This is a genomic window from Marinobacter psychrophilus, assembly GCF_001043175.1.
Classification (GTDB): Bacteria; Pseudomonadota; Gammaproteobacteria; order Pseudomonadales; family Oleiphilaceae; genus Marinobacter; species Marinobacter psychrophilus.
The window spans coordinates 2,054,847-2,072,156 of the sequence record NZ_CP011494.1 but is presented as its reverse complement, the minus strand read 5'-3'; the positions used below and the strand labels follow the sequence as shown (position 1 = coordinate 2,072,156).

Sequence of the window (17,310 nt, the reverse complement as noted above, 5' to 3'; positions counted from 1 at the left end):
CATCAAGCGGGAATGGGGTCCGGGAATGGGGTCAGACCTCACATCCCACAGAACAAGTGGATACGGCTCAGTAACCCAAGCTGATCGTCAGGTCCAGGTTTTGCCCATCGTACGGGAATCTGGCGGCCTCGAACGAAGGCGCACCCATCACGGCGCTTGCGCCGTTTGAAAAACCGTAGCCTTCCGTGGGGATCCCTATACCGTTGGTGCCAAGCTTGCCGTCCATATTTTCATCATGAATGACGGCAAGCGAATACGTTCCCGGCGGGATGCCTACAAAATCGCAACGCACCTGCGTATCCTGAACCTTTGTCATTATGATATTCGTCGCTGACTGCAAGAACTCAGTAGGAAAGCCCTCTGACGTTTCGAAAAGCGCGCACGCTACCACTCCAGCGCTGTTTCTGATGTCCAGAATCTTCAGGTGAATGCCAGGGCACGCTGATTGGGCAAAGGCAATTGCGGGAAGATTCGTCAATATTAGCACTGTAAACAAGGCTACAAACCGAGCCCTCAGGGGGGAGGGCGGCGTCACTACTGGATGCCTGACAGTGGCGGCCAACACGGACTTGCAATTATTTGACTCACTCATAAGCGTCCTTATAGGTTTGATCTGCATAGTTTAATTAAATCTGCCATGAGAAGTCGTTCGGTTAATTCACCGCGAAATAAACTCTTTCACAGAAACGTCTAGAGCACGTCGCAGCAAACGTCGTTGCAGAAATTAATCAGGGTAGTGGAAAATCACTCTTCGTTAGACAGTAGTTCTTCTATAAAAATGCTTCCAGTATTGGGCATACCCTGATTACCTACCTTCGTATTGTGTCGCTTGACACGACTTCCATATGTCCATATTCTTGGACATATGGAAACTTTAGAAGCAACAGCAATATTTGGCGCGCTCGCCCAAGAGACTCGACTGGAGGCCTTTCGGCTTTTGGTTCGTCATGAGCCAGAAGGGCTTCCCGCTGGTGAAGTCGCAAAACAGCTGGGTGTTCCGCACAACACCATGTCCGCACATTTGTCGGTGCTTGCCCGTGCAGAGCTTGTTCTATCCCAGCGCCAGAGTCGCTCCATTATTTATCGAGCAAATTTGAATTGTGTGCAAGAGACGATCAAATTTCTTGTTAATGACTGCTGTGCGGGCCATCCACAGGTCTGTGAGCCGCTCACATCCTCGTTAATGGCCTGTTCCACCCAATCGGACGGGCTTTAATAAATTATGAAATCGTATATTTATCATAATCCTGAATGCGAAACCTCACGTAACACATTGGAAATAATGAGGGCCTCGGGTGAAGCGCCTGAAGTCGTGGAATATCTCAAAACGCCACCCAGTCGAGAGCAACTGGTAACACTGCTTTCGATGATGCAGATAACGCCCCGCGATCTTCTTCGGCGCAAAGGCACGCCCTTTGATGAGCTAGAGCTCGACAATCCGGTGTTGAACAATGCCCAGTTGATCGACACCATGATTGCGTTTCCGATTCTGATAAACCGGCCGATTGTCGTGACTGACAAAGGGGCCCGTCTGTGCCGACCGTCAGAGCGCGTTCTGGATATCCTCAAAAGCCCCATTGCGCACTTTACCAAGGAAGACGGAGACGTGATTCGCCATGCGGGAGAAGCACAATGACCCTGTTACATGACTTGCCCAACATCGATCCTGATAGGCTTCACGCCATCGATATGGAGGCGTTGGTCGGACCCGGCGCCTCTCGGCATGCTCCCCGCATTTTGATGCTTTATGGTTCGTTGCGAGAGCGGTCCTTTTCTCGGCTGGTTTCCGAAGAAGCGGGGCGGCTGCTGATCTGGCTCGGCTGTGAAGTTCGAACCTTCGACCCTACCGGACTTCCGCTCCCCGATGCCGAGGATGCGTCTCATCCCAAGGTTGCGGAGTTACGCGAACTCGCCGAATGGTCTGAGGGCATGGTGTGGTGTTCGCCGGAACGCCACGGCGCTATGACCGGTATCATGAAAGCACAGATTGACTGGATTCCGCTGACGCTGGGGGCCGTGCGCCCAACCCAAGGCAAGACTCTGGCCGTGATGCAGGTCTGTGGTGGCTCGCAGTCATTCAACAGTGTGAATCAACTGCGCGTGTTAGGGCGATGGATGCGCATGCTGACTATCCCAAACCAGTCGTCAGTGCCCAAGGCTTTCATGGAATTCGACGAAAACGACCGTATGAAACCGTCACCCTTTTACGATCGAATCGTCGATGTTATGGAAGAGTTGGTGAAGTTCACCTGGCTGGTACGCGACCGCAACACTGCGTTGACCGATCGTTACTCGGAGCGCAAAGAAAGCGCCGATGCGCTGTCAAATCGCGTTAATCAGCGTGCCATTTGACGCCAGAAACTCGCTAGTCGCTGACGCAACGCTAACAATGATCAAAGGAAACGAGGCATGACCACACCTGAAAGCTCACAGTCCCCCAGCGCGTCTGAAGGTATGGGGCTGTTTGAACGTTTTCTTACGCTCTGGGTAGCCCTGGCTATTGCCGCAGGTGTGCTGATAGGGCAGTTCGCTCCCGCCTACCCCGAGACTTTGTCACGCTTTGAGGTTGCGCAGGTTTCAATTCCCGTCGCAGTGCTGATCTGGGCGATGATTTTCCCCATGATGGTGCAGGTCGACTTTACGTCGGTTCTCGGCGTTCGCCGTCAGCCCAAGGGGCTGATTATCACCACGGCGGTGAATTGGCTGATCAAGCCCTTCACCATGTTTGCTATTGCCTGGTTCTTTTTTACCGTGGTGTTCGCGCCTTTAATTCCTGCCGAACGAGCCAATGAATACCTGGCTGGCGCTATATTGCTGGGTGCTGCGCCCTGTACCGCCATGGTTTTCGTGTGGAGCTACCTCACGCGGGGCGACGCTGCCTACACTCTGGTTCAGGTGGCGCTCAATGATTTAATCATGTTGTTCGCCTTTGCGCCCATCGTCGTTTTCTTACTGGGCGTGTCAAACATTCAGGTGCCCTGGGATACGGTCATTCTGTCAGTGATCTTGTATATTGTCATTCCACTGGGCGCCGGCTATTTGACTCGTCAGGCGGTTATCAAACGGCGCGGCATAGACTGGTTCAGTAACGTTTTTATGAAACGCCTGGCACCCATCACACCCATTGGCTTGATCATTACCCTGGTGTTGCTGTTCGCTTTTCAGGGCGACGTAATTATCGCTAATCCGTTGCATATTCTGCTGATTGCGATCCCGCTGATTCTTCAGACCGTGCTGATCTTCTTTATCGCTTACGGCTGGGCGAAGGCCTGGCAGGTGCCCCATTGCGTTGCGGCGCCTGCCGGTATGATCGGCGCCAGTAATTTCTTCGAACTGGCCGTGGCGGTCGCCATTGCGCTGTTTGGGTTACAGTCTGGAGCGGCGCTGGTAACGGTGGTGGGTGTGCTGGTGGAGGTGCCCGTTATGCTGGCTCTGGTGCGCTTTGCCAACGCCACCCGCGGCCACTTTCCGGTGGCGCAGGAGGCTTCCCGTTAAGCCCTTGGCCATAAATGTGGTCGTCAAAAATAGGGCGTGACAGAACTGGAACTGATTGCTTGCAGAACGTACATATTTCTGCAACAGCTCTTCAGTTGACTGATCAACCAATCCAGAGCCCTGCGTCGCGCTCAAGGCATAGAGGTAGCTACAGCCATCAATTTCCTCATGATGTAATATTCTTTAGTTACTCAACAGTGATGGTGGGGCGTCCTTTGATGGCGCTCTTGTGTGAACGTTTTTCGTTCGCTGGTTCACTGTCGTTTTGAGACTTGCTGCGATGGCCGTCATCGCGATCGCCATCGTGACCATCGTCATCCTCCCGCTCCATTTCTTTCAGCTCAAAGGTCGCTGGTGAGTACTCGGCCTCCACACGATGACCGTCTGGGTCCCTTCCTTTAACCTCGTAACAGCCGTCATCCACCTTAATGCGGAACATCTTCCAACCTTCCGCTTCAAGTTTCTGTCGCAAGTTCTCCCGCGGCTGCCATCCGGCAACCGGGTCATCGCAATCATCGTCGGCCAAGGCGCTGAAGCTCATTAGCAGCAACGAAAAGGTGATAACAATGGGATTTATATTCATCACATGTCTTCCGTTGAATCCGTTGAGGCCATCTTAAGGTTGCTATCTGACACTGGCCTGAATGGGCAGGCAGGCCAGCGCCTGATCCAGTAAACATCGAATAGCTAACGAAGAGCTCAAGGAGGAACGGAGCCGTAATAACGTGGTTTCAGGCTGCTGTCAGGTAATGGCGGTATCATGAGTTGTTGGTGATCACGCGAAGGGTGAGATATGCGGGTACTGTTGGTTGAGGATACAGTCGGGTTGGGTGAAGCCGTGCGGGATCAAATCAGCGAAGATGGCCATGCCGTAGATTGGGTGCAGAGCCTCGCTTTCGCTGATACGAGCGTAAAAACCACGCCTTATAACCTGATTTTGCTCGACCTAATGCTGCCAGACGGTCACGGTTTTGAATTTTTGAAAAAACTGAGGGCAGCCGGTGACACAACCCCGGTGATTATTCTGACCGCTAGGGACCAAGTATCAGACCGCATCGCGGGGCTGAACGCCGGTGCCGACGATTACCTGGTGAAACCCTTTGACTTATCAGAGTTGTCTGCCCGGGTGGCCGCCGTGGCACGCCGTTATCGCGGCAATCCAAATCCGTTGGTACGCGTCGGGGACTTTGAAGTGGATCTATGTGACCACCGCATCAGCCGTAACGGCCAGCCGGTGGAGCTTACTGCCCGCGAATGGGCGCTGTTTGAGGGATTTCTCCAACGCCCTGGAATACTGCTATCGCGGGCTCAGCTTGAAGACCGGTTGTACGAGTTCGGGGCCGAAATTGAGAGCAACACTATAGAGGTTTACATCAGCCGTATGCGCAAAAAACTGGAGCACGATGCCATCGTGACCGTTAGAGGTATGGGTTACAGGCTGGAACCCAATGAGCACTAAAACCAGCTTACATAAAACCCTCGGCACCTGGCTTACCCTTGGCGTGACCTTGCTCTGGCTGTTGGGTGTTATCGCATCAGGCGTGGTGGCCCGGCACGAAATGAACGAGGTGTTCGACAGTGCATTGGAGGAAACAGCGCAGCGTATCCTGCCATTGGCGGTGACCGACATACTGAACCGGGAAGGGGACCCAGGTCTGGAGCGGGTATTGGCCCTTAAAGAACACAACGAGTATCTCACCTATCTGGTTCGTAACAAGTCAGGCAAGTTGCTGCTGCAATCTCACGATGCGGACCCCCAGATTTTCGGCGCCTTTCCGCGAGAAGGCTTCTCTGACACGCTAACTCATCGGATCTACGGGGAATCAGCCATCAGCGAAACCCTCTATATCGAGGTTGCCGAACCTTTGGACCACAGGCGCGAAGCCGTTCTGGACACGAGCCTTGCATTACTGTTGCCGCTTATATTTCTGATTCCCATCAGCCTGGTTGGGGTGTGGTGGGTGATAAAACGTTCACTTCGCCGAGTGGTTCGATTGCAGCAGTCTATAGAAGTCCGCGGTGGTGGCGACCTTTCGCCCGTCGCAGTCGAGCGTTTGCCAGAAGAGTTTGAACCCATCATGATCTCGGTAAATCGGTTGCTGGAACGTCTGCGGCGCGCTATTGAAGCAGAGCGAAGTTTTACCGCCAACAGCGCCCATGAATTGCGAACCCCACTGGCAACGTCACTGGCCAAGCTACAGCGGTTAAAGACGGAAACGCAGGATGCAGGAGTTAAAGCACAAGCCAGCGAGATTGAAGAGTCGCTTCGCACCCTTGCAAGACTGTCAGAGAAGTTACTGGAACTGGCGAAAGCGGAGGGTGGAAGTGCTTTATCGGAGCAGGTTGACAACCTGGTGCCCATACTGCGGATGGTCGCCAGCGATTATGATCATCAGGCGCCCGGCCGACTCCTACTCAACGTGCCTGATGATGCGGTTAGGTCATTACTGGACCGGGATGCCTTCGCCATTCTGGTTCGGAATCTGATCGAGAATGCCCTCAGGCATGGCACGGACGATCAACCTGTGAATATCAGCCTGACAGATGACGGTATCCTGCGAGTGGTCAATCGCGGTGAGGTTGTATTGCCGGAGAAGCTCGCCTTATTTCGTAATCGCTTTGTCCGCTCCAACACAAAAACACAAGGCTCCGGTATTGGGCTTGCGATTGTTGAAGCCATTACCAACGGCGCCGGTATAACCCTGAACCTGCGATCACCTGCCGCGGGCCAAAGCGACGGTTTTGAAGCCGAACTCAATATTGTTGTGGTCGAATGAAAACCGGACGTTTAGGGCTGGTGTCAGGTTAACTCTGCATAATTCAAACAAACCCAAACAAACCCAAACGGAGTTTGTTTGTGCCCAACCTGCGCACCAGTGGCCTGTGAGTGAATCGCTAACTTAAGGGAATCGATTTCGCTGCAAAGCTTTTGGTGGTTCTGTTTTTGCGGAAATGCAATTCATTTAGGATGTGTTTAACGGAGCTGGAACGCGACCGGCAACTGGAAGCGGAACGTCTCGCTGGCCATGTCATCCGGTACTGGCGGAAACGGCGACGCTTCTTTCAGCATATTGAGCGCAGCGTCATCCAGTATGCGGTGGGATGAGCCTCTTAACAGGCGATAGCTCAGGAGTCGACCTGCTCGATCAAACTCGAACATCACCACGGGCGTTCCCTGCATGCCCAGTCGCCGGGCACGACGCGGATAGTCCCGGTGGGCGCTCAAGTGGCGCACCAGTTTTGATAGGTAGTCGTCTGTCTTCTGCGAGGCCCCCGCGCGTAGCTGTTTTTTTGTGGACTTGGCTGACGTTGCCGCTTTTTCAGGTTGGGAAGTAACCGCTTCTTCATCTGCTCTGGCGCTGGTTTCTGCAATCGGCTTACTGGCATTATTCACCGCAGTTGCCACGCTTTCGGGCTCTGGCTCTGGCTCTGGCTCTGGCTCTGGCTCTGGCTCTGGCTCTGGCTCTGGCTCTGGCTCTGGCATTGGGTCAGGTTTGGCGTTTGGTGTAGGCGCTGGTTTTTTGGGTGAAGGTTCGGGCTGTTGTTTCGGTTCGTCTGCTGGTTGTACAGGCGTGTCCGATTCCGGTTCAGGTGTCTGGTCAGCCAATATAATGTGAATAGATCCAGTCCGGTTTACCGGATCATTGCCCTCGGGGAGTATAATCAGCGGCTGCGCCGTGGATAGTGCGATAAGCAGTATCGTTCCCGTCAGGCCGATTGCTATCAGTAGAATTAGTACGTGCGCCCGTCTGCTCATGATCCGGGCTGGACCAGTAAGACAATGTCCTTGTAGCCACCGCTTTCCAATCGCTGAAACAGTTTTTCCATAGCGGCCATCGTCATGGAGCGGTTGGCCCCAATACGCAAAGGCGTTTTGTCATTGGGTACGGGCAGAAAATCCAGTAATTGGGCTTCGTCGATTGACTGGCCATCAACAAACCAGTCACCGGAACTTTTGACGACCAGATCCGCCTGGGGTTGTTCGGGCGTTTGTTGAGACTGGGAGTCCGGAAGTTCGGGCAGGGATGTGGAGCTCAATTGACCTACCGCGATAAAAAACATCAGCAACAGGAAAACCAGATTGATCAGCGGCAACAGGTTGTCTTCCACTCGGGACAGCAGTGTTTTTTCGCTACCGGCAATCGGATCGGACAACGTCGTCGGCTGTGTATTGCTTAACAATCTCACGACTCACTGACCCTCACGATTCGATGACGCGTTTGCGCGCATCCAGTGAACGTCGATACCGGCGCTTTTCAGGGCGCTCAGGGTGGTTGTGAAATTCGCCAGCGAAGCCTCCCCAGTTGCTTTTAAGTTCACTTCCCCAGTCCCGTTCTCAGTAAATTTCCTGACCATTGCGGGGATTGATAGATGTTGCCCGCGCCAGCCCAGGGTGCCATCACCGTAGAGTGTTATTTCCGAGATTGACGCGCTGGTGGCTGACCCCGTCGGCGTGGTGGCGTTGTCCAGCAACAGATGCTCCACGGGCAGCAGCCGGGTGGTCAGCATGAAGAACACCAAAAGGATAAACACCACATCAATCAGCGGCGTCAAGCGAATCGGTAGCGGCCGGGCCGGGCGGGGTTCAACCAGTTGCATAGGTGGCATCACGTTGAGCCGCCCGGGGCTCTTCAGTTACCGCGGGCGCTGGTTTTTCTGTTGATCGAACCCGGGTTTCGCGAACCCCAATGGGCGTGGTAATCACCCGCACCAGGGTGTCATTGATCATCAGGTTCAGCAGGCGCAGGCGGAATTCCGCCCAGGCGGCAATAGCCGCAAACGGAATTGCTACAACCAGCCCCGCCGCGGTGGTGGTCAGTGCTTCGTAGATACCGCCGCTGAGTTGCGAAGCATTGGCCTGACCTTCGGCCACCGACATGGCGCTAAAAGCAGACATCATTCCCATTACCGTGCCCAGCAGGCCTAACAGCGGCGCCAGTGCGGCAATCACTTCGATGACCTTCAAGGGTGCCTCGAATGGCTTCAGCGCCTGCTGGGATTGGCGTGCCAATTCTTCACGCACGTTTGTTCCATCGCGGCACTCAAGCATGGTGGTCATCGCCACGCGAATTATCTGTGGCAACGGGTTGCATCGGGCAAGCCAACCCGAGACGTCGTCCAATGATTCAACACAGTACTGTGACGGTTGCTGTTGCCACTGGTTGAGGGTCTTTCGCAAGCGCGAAGTCAGGCGAGGTGCGAAGAGCGCACCGGTGATGACCAGATAGAAGAACGCCACCAGGCCAAGAACCGCCAGTCCCAGCAGCACCCACATGACTTGGCCGCCCATCTCGGTCAGTTGCTGAAGGGGATTTATGGCCGCTCCGCTGAGGTCCGTAGTGAGGGGGTTCATGATGATTTGGCTCCGCAAAATATAGGAGTGCGAATGATAACGATTGATATTACATTAGTCTAGTTGTGAAAATTTAGAACCCGGAAACCCTGCCAGCAATGAGTAAACTAAGATGAGTCAATATCGTGGAACACAGTTTTTTAGCATCACCTTGTGCCGCCTTTTACTATTGACGCCTTGCAATAAGCCCCCCGGAAATTTCGAAGGTATACAGCGGAATATCTCGAATGCCGTCAACGTAGTGGATGGCGACGTGACGAAAAATGTCAAGTTGGCGCTCGATAGTGATATTGCAATAAACGGCTTTGATAGAACTTGCTGGTTTGGTTGCAGGTGCTATGACTATGGCTGCGGGCGAGTACGTGTCCGTCAGCTCTCAGTCTGATACTGAAAAAGCCGATCTGGCGATTGAAAAAAACGTAAGCAGAAGACTTTGAATGTGAAACAGAAGAACTCGCTCTGATCTACCAACACAAAGGGCTTGAGTCGGCTTTGGCGAAGCCATTTGCTGAACAGCTAATGGCCCAGATGCACAAGGCGCACATGCCAAGGATAAGATCGGTATCTCGGAAAGTGCCCGCGCCCAGCCTGTTCAGGCAGCGTTCTCTTCGGCAGGAACTTTTACCGTGGGCGCCACACTTCCGTTAGCAGCAGCGTGGGTTGTCCCCGGTAGCCAACCTATTTCTGTTGTTGCCGTGTCTTCACTGGTTTTTCTCGCTTTTCTAGGCGCGGTTGCCGCAGAAGCAGGCTGTGCCCCAATAGTGTTTGGTGAAATCAGGGTGACCTTTTGGGGCGCTCTGGCAATGTCACTCGCGGCTGGCTTTGGTCGATTATTTGGTGCAGTGGCACTTTGACATTTTTTTGACGAAACCTCCACAAAGCCATGACATGGGGTGGGCTATCGTAGCCTTTCAATGTCAGGCCGACTTTATCAGTCGTCAATGTGGTGGTCATTTCATAATGAAGCAATTCTTACCGCGTCAATTGCAAGGGTTCATGGCTGCTGGTGGCCTTGCCACTCTGTTTCACTGGTTTGTCATGGCAGCGCTGATCGCCGCAGGCCTTGAGCCAACACTGGCAACCGCAAGCGGAAGCGTGTCTGGCGCTGCACTCAACTATGGCCTCCAGCGGCGCCTGGCATTCCGCAATGCCGGGCCCCACAGGGTCACGCTCTGGCGCTATATCGGCTCATGCTTTGTTGCCTGGCTGTGCAATCTCGTCTTTTTCTTCCTGCTCAATAACGTTCTGGCACTTTCTGTACCGCTGTCACAAGTCGTGACGACAGCTCTTGTTGCTGCACTGAATTACATCGTTTACCAAAGGCTGGTTTTCCATGAACAAACGCGTTGAATTCCCTGTTTTGCCGTTTGATAAGCAGCTGCTATCTCTGGTGGTGCCGCTCTTCAACGAGCGCCCGATGCTGCCACTATTTTTCGACCGGGTTTTACCCGTGCTTGCCACACTGAATCTGCGCTGGGAGGTCGTGCTGGTTGATGATGGCAGTGACGATAGAAGTGCCCAGTACATTCGCAATGTTATTGACCGAACGCCGGGCGTCCGTTTGGTCAAACTAAGCCGTAATTTTGGCAAAGAAGCTGCAATGACGGCGGGACTGGAACACGCCAGGGGCGATGCGGTAATCGTTCTGGACGCGGATCTGCAAGATCCACCCGAACAGATTCCGGCTATGGTCGAATGCTGGCAATCTGGTGTGGACGTTGTTCTTATGCAGCGTCGTTCCCGGGCGGGTGAAACTGCGTTTAAACGCTGGAGTGCACATCTGTTTTACCGTCTGTTGAACCGAACCAGTCGGACGAATATTCCGGTGGATACCGGCGATTTTCGGCTGATGAGCCGCAAAGCGGTTAATGCTCTATTGGGGCTGAAGGAGCGCAATCGGTATATGAAAGGCTTGTTTGCCTGGATTGGCATGCCCACTCAGGTTATTCAGTACGACCGTGAACCGCGAGTGGCCGGGGAAACGAAATGGGATTACCCCGGGTTGGTAGGCTTGGCTCTTGAAGGGTTGACCTCGTTTTCTATTTCACCCTTACGCTGGGCGACCGTGATCGGGCTCATGGCCGCCACTATGGGCGCGGTCTTCGGACTGTGGATTGTGGTAAAGGCCATCATGCTGGGTGATGCGACCAGCGGTTATCCCTCGCTTGTGGCCATCATCAGCTTTTTAGGGGGCATTCAACTGATGAGCGTAGGCATCGTGGGTGAATACGTTGGCAAGACCTACATAGAATCGAAGCAGCGACCGGTCTACCTAACAGAGGAAGTCTTCGAAAGTCGAGAGGGTCTTCGCCAACAGGCCAGTCAAGAAATGACGGAGACGCGTCATGTCAAAGCGGTTTAACGTTTGGTTGCTGATACTGGCAGCAATAATGGCCAGTCGCTTCATCGGCATGGCGCTGTTTCCCTTTGCCGACACCACCGAACCCCGCTACGCGGAGATTGCCCGCCTGATGGCCGAAACCGGAGACTGGATTACACCCTGGTTTGAGCCCGGTGTTCCTTTTTGGGGTAAGCCGCCTTTGTCATTTTGGGCCCAAGCGGCGGCTATCAAAGTGTTTGGTGTGTCGGAGTTTTCGCTGCGTTTTCCCTCTTGGCTGGCTACGCTTGCCATGGTCTGGTTGGTTTGGCGATTGGCGCGGCAACTTTGGAGTGTTCAGGTGGCTCAATGGAGCAGCCTGGTCTTCGCCACCATGGCCCTGACGTATATCAGCGCCGGCGCGGTGATGACAGATGCCTTTCTGGCCTTGGGCACAACCCTCACTTTAGCCAGTTTCTGTTTGGTGATGATGGGGGAAGGCGGTCGGTGGCGCTGGCTTTTCTTTATTGGCTTGGTGATTGGGCTGCTGTCCAAGGGGCCTTTGGCCTTGGTGCTGGTTGGAATTCCCATCGTGCTGTGGTTATTGCTCTCATGGCGGGAAGCCGTCAACAATCTGAGGCGACTGCCCTGGTTGCGAGGAACACTGATGACAGCCGTGCTGGTCTGCCCGTGGTATATACTGGCAGAATTAAAGACCCCCGGCTTTCTGGACTACTTTATTATTGGGGAGCATATTCGGCGGTTTCTGGATCCGGGGTGGGCAGGTGACCTTTACGGCAGCGCACACGACCAACCAAAAGGCATGATCTGGATGTTCTGGTTGTGGGCCTCATTCCCCTGGGGCATAGTCGCATTGTTGAGTCTGGCACTGGCGTGGTTCAGGGGCAAAAGACACGGCATCGTAAGCAGCACACTATTGAGCCCGGGCGTTAGCTTTTTGCTGGTAAGCGCACTGGCACCGATGCTGTTTTTCACGCTTGCAGGTAATACACTCTGGACTTATATATTGCCTTCACTGCCGTTTACCGCCATTTTGATCGGCCGCTGGGTGTCAGAATGTAAGCCTTTCTGGTTGTCTTCTTTGCGTGGTGGCTTGGTTGCGTTTGTGCCTGTCTTACTGACCGGATTTGTGTGTGTCGCCGTCTTGGGCTGGACGCCGCTCAAAACAGAGAAGGAACTGGTAACCTATTATCAACAGATCAGGGAAGCTGATGACAGCCCGTTGATCTATCTGGACGATCTGCCATTTTCAGCCAGATTTTACTCAGGTGGAACGGCGTTGGAAGTCACCAGGAACGGTTTAGACAATTTCCCCCACGTTGGCGCATTTGAACACCTGTATGTGGCGGTACCCAAAAAATGGTCGGGCGAAAAAGTCGCCGATTTATTGCCGTCCGCTCGGAAAGTTATGGAAAATAAGCGCTATCAATTGCTGGTCATTGATGGATTTCGCCGCGATCAGCAATCGGTGTCTGAGACCAAGGGAGTTCGCTCGAATGACATCTAATCAAGCTTCTCTTCAAGATTCCGGCCAAAGTTCTAGCCACGTTTCTCGGAAAGCGCCTGTTCAGTCTCCTCTTAGACTGTTGATTATTGAAGACCAGGTCGATTTAGCGGAAAACCTGTTCGAGTTTTTGGGTGAAGACCGCTACAGCCTCGACTTTGCTTCGGATGGTTTAACGGCTTTGCATCTTCTGGCGACACAAAGCTATGACGTGATTGTGCTGGATCTGATGTTACCTGGCGTCAATGGTTATGATATTTGTCGGCGTATCCGTCAAGATCTGCAGTACCAGACCCCAGTCATTCTAATGACGGCACTCAGCACCCTTACCGACAAGGAAAAGGGGTTTGATTGCGGTGCGGATGATTATCTGGTGAAGCCGTTTGAGCTGCGCGAGCTACAGCTAAGAATTGAAGCGTTGCATCGGCGCCATTCGCCCCAGAGACCGGTTCTGACGGCCGGTGATATTAGGTTTGATCCGGGTACATTAAAAGTAGAGCTGCGCGGATCGAAAATGACTTTGTCTGGCACGCCAGCCCGTCTGTTTGAATTGTTGGTGCGGGCGTATCCGAGCTTTCTCAGCCATGAGGTGTTAACGGATGCTGTATGGGGCGCTCGCCATGGAGAAAACGAAGGCCACAGCCTTCGCACTCATGTTTATACGCTTCGGAAATCCTTGCTGGCAGGCTTGGGTAACGGACTGGTAAAAACAATTCATGGGCGAGGGTACAGCCTGGAAGTACCAGCAACAGGGAATCTTGAGGCGCCATGAAGTCTTCTTTAACCGCTCACCTGGCGCGAACGCTGTTTTTTCTGATTGCTGCCACCACAGCGACGTCGATGTTTATTGTCGAATTGTTTGTTAATGACGTTGAGGACACCATTCTGGGTTTGGAGCTCAAAGCTGAAGCCGAGCATTTCACCAAACAACTTCAGCAAGGGCATTTTCAAACTATTAAAACGGCGCAGCTTGTGGCCGTTTTTCTACCAGAAGGCCAGGCAGACGCAGTGATGCCAGCGTATTTCCAAAACCTCTCTTTGCCGTTTTCCCAGGAAATTGAAGTAGGGCAGACAACGCTGCTGATTTACGGCCGGCAGCTCGAAGAGCCTGCTGGCAAGCTCTTTCTAGCCAAAGATATCACCATCATGGAGAATCGTGAGAGCTTGGTTTTGCTCGTCCTGGTGGGCGTGGCGGGTTTAATGGTCCTTATTGGCTTTTTTGTTGCCCGGACAGGCGCGCAGTACTTGATACGTCCTTTTAAAAAGTTAACCCACGAAGTACTGAACACGGTGCCTGGGTCTTCAATGGAGCACATCGCCACGGATTACCGTGACCAAGAGTTTTGTGATATTGCCGAGGCGTTTAACCGTTTTTTGTCTGCTCTTGAACATCATATCGAGCGAGAAAAATCGTTTGTTAAGCTGGCCAGCCATGAGCTACGTACGCCTCTGGCCGTGATGAGCGGCGCCTTGAATGTATTGGAACAACGCCAAAGCTTATCGGCGCCCGATCAGAAAACCCTGTCCCGTATTCGTCGAGCCATGCAAACCATGCGCGACGATACCGACGTACTGCTTGAACTCGCCCGCAGTGAGGCGCCCGAAGGTGACGCCAAAACCCTTGTGCTGCAAGACATCGTTCAAAACACCATTGATGACTTAGAGCATGGAAATCCGACCCACGCCGGACGAATCTCTGTCTGCAATAACAACCTTGAACTGAGAGTCAAAACCCATCCCGCTCTGGTGCGAATGTTGTTTCGCAACCTGCTGCAAAATGCGCTAAGGCACACTCATGCCGGGGTGGAGGTTCGTCTGATCGAAAACAGAATCTCGGTGCGAGACTTCGGCCTCGGGCTCCCTAGTAAAATAACGGAGCACTTGAGCACGATCGGAGCGCCCAGTGCCATTACTTCATCGGCCGGAGAGTTTAGTAACACCACGTTTGGACTGCTGATCGTGCGGTTGGTTTGCGAACGACTGGGCTGGGATCTGGAGATCGCACAGTCAGACAACAAGGGAACGGAGTTTTTGATACACGTTCACAGCCGCGCCTGACAGGCACGGCTCGCTGCGTAGACTCCGAATGGGGTAAGCCAAACCCTTAAACGTAGAAGTCCAGATCTTCCTGGGCTTTCAGCAGGTCTCGCATTTTGATGGGATCGTCACCTGTGAAGAATATCAGGCCCCAATGCGTTCCAAAAGCTGACCGATCAGGAACGGTTTCTTCCGTCGGTGCGACCAATTCGTGAGACTCGAAGTAAGGATGATCAACTGTTGCACTGGGCATTTCGAGTTTGCTGACCACACGACGCCTTGGGTAGACACCGAAGCAACCTGCGTAGCATTTTGCATCAACCACTTCCCGCGGGAAAAAGGCGTCCACTTCTTCTTCCGTGCTTTTGGGGTCAAAAACCAGCATTGACGCTTGATAAGCGCTAAACCCATAAGCTTTCTCAATCAATTCGAACGCTTTGAATCCGGGTGGGCGGTAAGCAACCTCGCCAAAGTACATTTCGCCGTCAGCCGTTACGAAGTACTCGGGATGAATCAAACCGAACTGGATGTCAAAGGTTTTAACCAGCAACTCGATCTGCTTGGTGATCGCGTTGCGCCAGCTTTCGAGTTGATCGGTAGCAGGAACAAACACCGAATAACCTAAGGTGACATATTCGGAAATATTCAGAAATTTGATTTTTCCATCGTGAATCCAGGCTTCAACGGCAAATTCCCAACCATCCAGGTGACTTTCCATTAGCAGGGGGTAGTCTTCGGCTGGTATGTAGTCGATTTCTTCAACCTTGCGGATCATCCTGTGACCCAGACAACCTGCTTTGTCGAACGCTTTGACGTGGATCGGGTCGTCCGGGTCACCGTCAAGCTTCAGCAAAGTCTGGTTAACACGCTTCATAAAGCGAACGATGTCTTCTTTATCGTGCGCTTCCTCAAAGATCCCGACACGAATGCCGCCCAGTTGAGCGCGGCGTTTCATCAGTGATTTGTCGCGGAACAAGATGGACTGTCCGAACATGCGTGGGCTGTTCAGCAAGACAGAGTTGATGGCGCCAGACCATTCGACGGTTTCTTCGAACAGCGGTATTGCCACATCGACACCTTCTGCCTGAAGCCTTTTTGCGATCTCCAGAGACCGATCATTCAAGCGGAGAAAATCCCATGCAATGAAAGGAATATTGTTTGCCGTACAAAAATCAGCAGCCCAATCTGGTGCAATTACGATGTAGCGGCGGTCGAACTTTTGCGCGGCCTTGATTGCATTAACACTCCAGCCAAGCAGTGCGATGTAGCCCTTGCTCGGATCTTTGGGAGTTTCGGTCCCTTTAACCGAGTCCATTTCCGGGTCAAGCCAGGCTGTTACCGATTGGGGTAGCTCTTTCTCAGATGTTATTGACATTCGACGTGCTCCTTAAAGGCGTGTCTAAAAAAAGCTGCGCTGGATTTGGAGCGCAAAATGGAAACCGAGCCGGTAAATAATTTCGTTTAGGGAGGCGTTTGAGTAACCCGAAATTAGGCGAGACACTTAGATTGAAGACGTTCTCATTGCGCGGTTTTAAAAGGTTATTTATTTCAAACCCCTACCATAATATAGACGATTTGGTCACAAATTGAAACGAGAGCGCCTGAATCAATAGCTTCCTTAGCGCCACAAAAGCATCTTCGACAGTTTGGTGGACGAAGTGCGTTGATTGCTAGCCCAGCGTTCCATACAGACCAGCGGCATCGGGCAGATGGTCGGCCAGATTGCAAGTCAGTTGGTCATTGGTCTTTCCATGTGGGCTTTCAACGACGCCGATTTTCTATTGCAGCTGGTCGCCTGGGCGGCCCGCGATGACGATGTCATCATGCGCTTCGAAGGTCAGCGGATTACCTCACAGCACCTCGATCCAGGTCTCGCCAAAGAATTGCCCACCGATGTGGATCCGGTGTCACTGATTTTGGTGCCCCATCTTGATCGCATTTATGCGGAGATGGGGCGCTTGTGCGGTGAGCGCGACGATGATTTGCATCGCTGGATTAACCCGGAAATGTACGGTTGGTGGGTAGGGCAGGATTTTCTAGGCGTTATTAGCCGCGAGACAGGAAAAATTCATGATTATCAATATTTTATACGCCATTTCTACGCCTGTTGTCATCCTTATTACAACGGCAGCATACCCGTTATACATCCGCAACCGGCCGGTATTGCAGTCACCGACAGTGGTGGGCGCCTTGTAGGGCGCCACGCCATCACCATTATCCGCGTCAGTCTTGATCGCTATGGCAAGATGCGGCTCAACTTTTATAATCCCAATAACGACAGCGGCCAGGGTTGGGGGCAAGGGATTAATTGCTCGACTCAAGGCAATGGGGAGCGACAGGGTGAAGCATCGCTGTCATTCGCCGAATTTGCGTCTCGTTTGTGCGTAATTCATTACGATTCGAGGGAGTTGTTCGACATTCTAGTGGTCCCGGAAAGAGACGTTACACGCGCGCCAGAGCTTGGCCGAACCAGCTGGGCTGCGAGCTATGAGAATAAGCCAGAGTAGCGTTATAGAAAAGCGGGCGCGACACCGGTCGCACCCGCTTGAAGAGATTTGCCCTGATTGGGGGTCATCAAATCAA

Annotated in this window: 19 protein-coding genes and 1 pseudogene; 13 read left to right on the top strand and 7 right to left on the bottom strand. The window is 53.0% G+C overall.

The genetic code is table 11. The features are described from left to right. Positions 1-67: 67 nt before the first annotated feature. Positions 68-478 (bottom strand): DUF2141 domain-containing protein, encoded by a 411-nt coding sequence (locus tag ABA45_RS09285; protein ID WP_227505993.1) that lies wholly within the window; start codon positions 476-478, stop codon positions 68-70. Positions 479-865: 387 nt separating this feature from the next. Between ABA45_RS09285 and ABA45_RS18550 the strand changes: the two genes are divergently transcribed. Genes ABA45_RS18550 through arsB form a run of 4 tightly spaced genes read left to right on the top strand, consistent with a single transcriptional unit; the run spans position 866 to position 3,495 of the window. Then, positions 866-1,216 carry an ArsR/SmtB family transcription factor gene (locus ABA45_RS18550; protein ID WP_084708314.1) on the top strand — a complete coding sequence of 117 codons (351 nt, stop codon included), beginning with the start codon at positions 866-868 and terminating at the stop codon, positions 1,214-1,216. A 6-nt stretch (positions 1,217-1,222) separates the two neighbouring features. Beyond that, positions 1,223-1,636, top strand: a complete 414-nt coding sequence (gene arsC, locus ABA45_RS09280) for an arsenate reductase (glutaredoxin) (RefSeq protein WP_048385565.1) — start codon at positions 1,223-1,225, stop codon at positions 1,634-1,636. Next, positions 1,633-2,352 carry an arsenical resistance protein ArsH gene (gene arsH / locus ABA45_RS09275; RefSeq protein ID WP_048385563.1) on the top strand — a complete coding sequence of 240 codons (720 nt, stop codon included), beginning with the start codon at positions 1,633-1,635 and terminating at the stop codon, positions 2,350-2,352. Before arsC ends, arsH begins: the two co-directional genes overlap by 4 nt. 57 nt (positions 2,353-2,409) lie before the next feature. After that, entirely contained in the window at positions 2,410-3,495 is a 1,086-nt protein-coding gene (arsB, locus tag ABA45_RS09270) for an ACR3 family arsenite efflux transporter (RefSeq protein ID WP_048385561.1), read from the top strand. A gap of 187 nt (positions 3,496-3,682) precedes the next feature. On the opposite strand, the gene ABA45_RS09265 is transcribed toward arsB, so the two are convergent. Further along, complete coding sequence (locus ABA45_RS09265; protein ID WP_048385559.1) at positions 3,683-4,078, bottom strand: PepSY domain-containing protein; 396 nt, start codon at positions 4,076-4,078, stop codon at positions 3,683-3,685. 210 nt (positions 4,079-4,288) lie between these two features. Here ABA45_RS09265 and ABA45_RS09260 point away from each other — a divergent pair, with 210 nt between their 5' ends. Both ABA45_RS09260 and ABA45_RS09255 read left to right on the top strand, forming a co-directional pair. After that, positions 4,289-4,954 carry a response regulator transcription factor gene (locus ABA45_RS09260; RefSeq protein ID WP_048385557.1) on the top strand — a complete coding sequence of 222 codons (666 nt, stop codon included), beginning with the start codon at positions 4,289-4,291 and terminating at the stop codon, positions 4,952-4,954. After that, the gene (locus ABA45_RS09255) at positions 4,944-6,272 is read left to right on the top strand and encodes an ATP-binding protein (protein WP_048385555.1); all 1,329 of its coding nucleotides are present in this window, start codon (positions 4,944-4,946) and stop codon (positions 6,270-6,272) included. The genes ABA45_RS09260 and ABA45_RS09255 overlap by 11 nt, the downstream gene beginning before the upstream one ends. A 197-nt stretch (positions 6,273-6,469) precedes the next feature. On the opposite strand, the gene ABA45_RS09250 is transcribed toward ABA45_RS09255, so the two are convergent. Genes ABA45_RS09250 through ABA45_RS09235 form a run of 4 tightly spaced genes read right to left on the bottom strand, consistent with a single transcriptional unit; the run spans position 6,470 to position 8,848 of the window. Continuing rightward, entirely contained in the window at positions 6,470-7,252 is a 783-nt protein-coding gene (locus ABA45_RS09250; RefSeq protein WP_048385553.1) for an energy transducer TonB, read from the bottom strand. Beyond that, positions 7,249-7,677 (bottom strand): ExbD/TolR family protein, encoded by a 429-nt coding sequence (locus tag ABA45_RS09245; RefSeq protein WP_227505992.1) that lies wholly within the window; start codon positions 7,675-7,677, stop codon positions 7,249-7,251. The genes ABA45_RS09250 and ABA45_RS09245 overlap by 4 nt, the downstream gene beginning before the upstream one ends. A 9-nt stretch (positions 7,678-7,686) precedes the next feature. Then, on the bottom strand, positions 7,687-8,094 hold the full coding sequence (locus ABA45_RS09240; RefSeq protein ID WP_048385549.1) for an ExbD/TolR family protein: 408 nt from the start codon (positions 8,092-8,094) through the stop codon (positions 7,687-7,689). Then, positions 8,081-8,848 (bottom strand): MotA/TolQ/ExbB proton channel family protein, encoded by a 768-nt coding sequence (locus ABA45_RS09235; RefSeq protein WP_048385546.1) that lies wholly within the window; start codon positions 8,846-8,848, stop codon positions 8,081-8,083. Before ABA45_RS09235 ends, ABA45_RS09240 begins: the two co-directional genes overlap by 14 nt. Before the next feature lie 305 nt (positions 8,849-9,153). Here ABA45_RS09235 and ABA45_RS19595 point away from each other — a divergent pair. The 6 genes and pseudogenes from ABA45_RS19595 to ABA45_RS09205 all read left to right on the top strand — a co-directional run bounded on the left by ABA45_RS19595 (position 9,154) and on the right by ABA45_RS09205 (position 14,748). Then, positions 9,154-9,702 (top strand): annotated as a pseudogene (locus ABA45_RS19595) (VIT1/CCC1 transporter family protein). 106 nt (positions 9,703-9,808) lie between these two features. Continuing rightward, positions 9,809-10,198: a GtrA family protein gene (locus ABA45_RS09225; RefSeq protein WP_048385544.1), complete on the top strand. Its 390-nt coding sequence runs from the start codon at positions 9,809-9,811 to the stop codon at positions 10,196-10,198. Then, on the top strand, positions 10,182-11,210 hold the full coding sequence (locus tag ABA45_RS09220) for a glycosyltransferase family 2 protein (RefSeq protein ID WP_048385543.1): 1,029 nt from the start codon (positions 10,182-10,184) through the stop codon (positions 11,208-11,210). The genes ABA45_RS09225 and ABA45_RS09220 overlap by 17 nt, the downstream gene beginning before the upstream one ends. Next, a complete protein-coding gene (locus tag ABA45_RS09215; protein ID WP_048385542.1) occupies positions 11,194-12,693 on the top strand; it encodes an ArnT family glycosyltransferase in 1,500 nt (499 codons plus the stop codon). The genes ABA45_RS09220 and ABA45_RS09215 overlap by 17 nt, the downstream gene beginning before the upstream one ends. Continuing rightward, positions 12,683-13,462 (top strand): response regulator transcription factor, encoded by a 780-nt coding sequence (locus ABA45_RS09210; protein WP_084708313.1) that lies wholly within the window; start codon positions 12,683-12,685, stop codon positions 13,460-13,462. Before ABA45_RS09215 ends, ABA45_RS09210 begins: the two co-directional genes overlap by 11 nt. Next, entirely contained in the window at positions 13,459-14,748 is a 1,290-nt protein-coding gene (locus ABA45_RS09205) for a sensor histidine kinase (RefSeq protein WP_048385540.1), read from the top strand. Before ABA45_RS09210 ends, ABA45_RS09205 begins: the two co-directional genes overlap by 4 nt. A gap of 46 nt (positions 14,749-14,794) precedes the next feature. Here ABA45_RS09205 and ABA45_RS09200 read toward each other — a convergent pair whose 3' ends face one another. Further along, entirely contained in the window at positions 14,795-16,102 is a 1,308-nt protein-coding gene (locus tag ABA45_RS09200; protein WP_048385538.1) for a carboxylate--amine ligase, read from the bottom strand. 292 nt (positions 16,103-16,394) lie between these two features. On the opposite strand from ABA45_RS09200, the gene ABA45_RS09195 reads away from it, so the two are divergent. Continuing rightward, positions 16,395-17,234, top strand: coding sequence for a hypothetical protein (locus ABA45_RS09195; RefSeq protein WP_227505989.1), 840 nt, complete (start codon positions 16,395-16,397; stop codon positions 17,232-17,234). Positions 17,235-17,310: the final 76 nt, after the last annotated feature.

What these genes read in the sequence shown, in the direction of transcription:
- ABA45_RS09240 (WP_048385549.1), bottom strand. Translation starts at nt 8,094, where the DNA reads ATGCAACTGGTTGAACCCCGCCCGGCCCGGCCGCTACCGATTCGCTTG.
- ABA45_RS09225 (WP_048385544.1), top strand. Translation starts at nt 9,809, where the DNA reads ATGAAGCAATTCTTACCGCGTCAATTGCAAGGGTTCATGGCTGCTGGT.
- ABA45_RS09250 (WP_048385553.1), bottom strand. Translation starts at nt 7,252, where the DNA reads ATGAGCAGACGGGCGCACGTACTAATTCTACTGATAGCAATCGGCCTG.
- ABA45_RS09260 (WP_048385557.1), top strand. Translation starts at nt 4,289, where the DNA reads ATGCGGGTACTGTTGGTTGAGGATACAGTCGGGTTGGGTGAAGCCGTG.
- ABA45_RS09205 (WP_048385540.1), top strand. Translation starts at nt 13,459, where the DNA reads ATGAAGTCTTCTTTAACCGCTCACCTGGCGCGAACGCTGTTTTTTCTG.
- ABA45_RS09215 (WP_048385542.1), top strand. Translation starts at nt 11,194, where the DNA reads ATGTCAAAGCGGTTTAACGTTTGGTTGCTGATACTGGCAGCAATAATG.
- ABA45_RS18550 (WP_084708314.1), top strand. Translation starts at nt 866, where the DNA reads ATGGAAACTTTAGAAGCAACAGCAATATTTGGCGCGCTCGCCCAAGAG.
- ABA45_RS09235 (WP_048385546.1), bottom strand. Translation starts at nt 8,848, where the DNA reads ATGAACCCCCTCACTACGGACCTCAGCGGAGCGGCCATAAATCCCCTT.
- arsB (WP_048385561.1), top strand. Translation starts at nt 2,410, where the DNA reads ATGACCACACCTGAAAGCTCACAGTCCCCCAGCGCGTCTGAAGGTATG.
- arsC (WP_048385565.1), top strand. Translation starts at nt 1,223, where the DNA reads ATGAAATCGTATATTTATCATAATCCTGAATGCGAAACCTCACGTAAC.
- ABA45_RS09200 (WP_048385538.1), bottom strand. Translation starts at nt 16,102, where the DNA reads ATGTCAATAACATCTGAGAAAGAGCTACCCCAATCGGTAACAGCCTGG.
- ABA45_RS09265 (WP_048385559.1), bottom strand. Translation starts at nt 4,078, where the DNA reads ATGAATATAAATCCCATTGTTATCACCTTTTCGTTGCTGCTAATGAGC.
- arsH (WP_048385563.1), top strand. Translation starts at nt 1,633, where the DNA reads ATGACCCTGTTACATGACTTGCCCAACATCGATCCTGATAGGCTTCAC.
- ABA45_RS09255 (WP_048385555.1), top strand. Translation starts at nt 4,944, where the DNA reads ATGAGCACTAAAACCAGCTTACATAAAACCCTCGGCACCTGGCTTACC.
- ABA45_RS09210 (WP_084708313.1), top strand. Translation starts at nt 12,683, where the DNA reads ATGACATCTAATCAAGCTTCTCTTCAAGATTCCGGCCAAAGTTCTAGC.
- ABA45_RS09220 (WP_048385543.1), top strand. Translation starts at nt 10,182, where the DNA reads ATGAACAAACGCGTTGAATTCCCTGTTTTGCCGTTTGATAAGCAGCTG.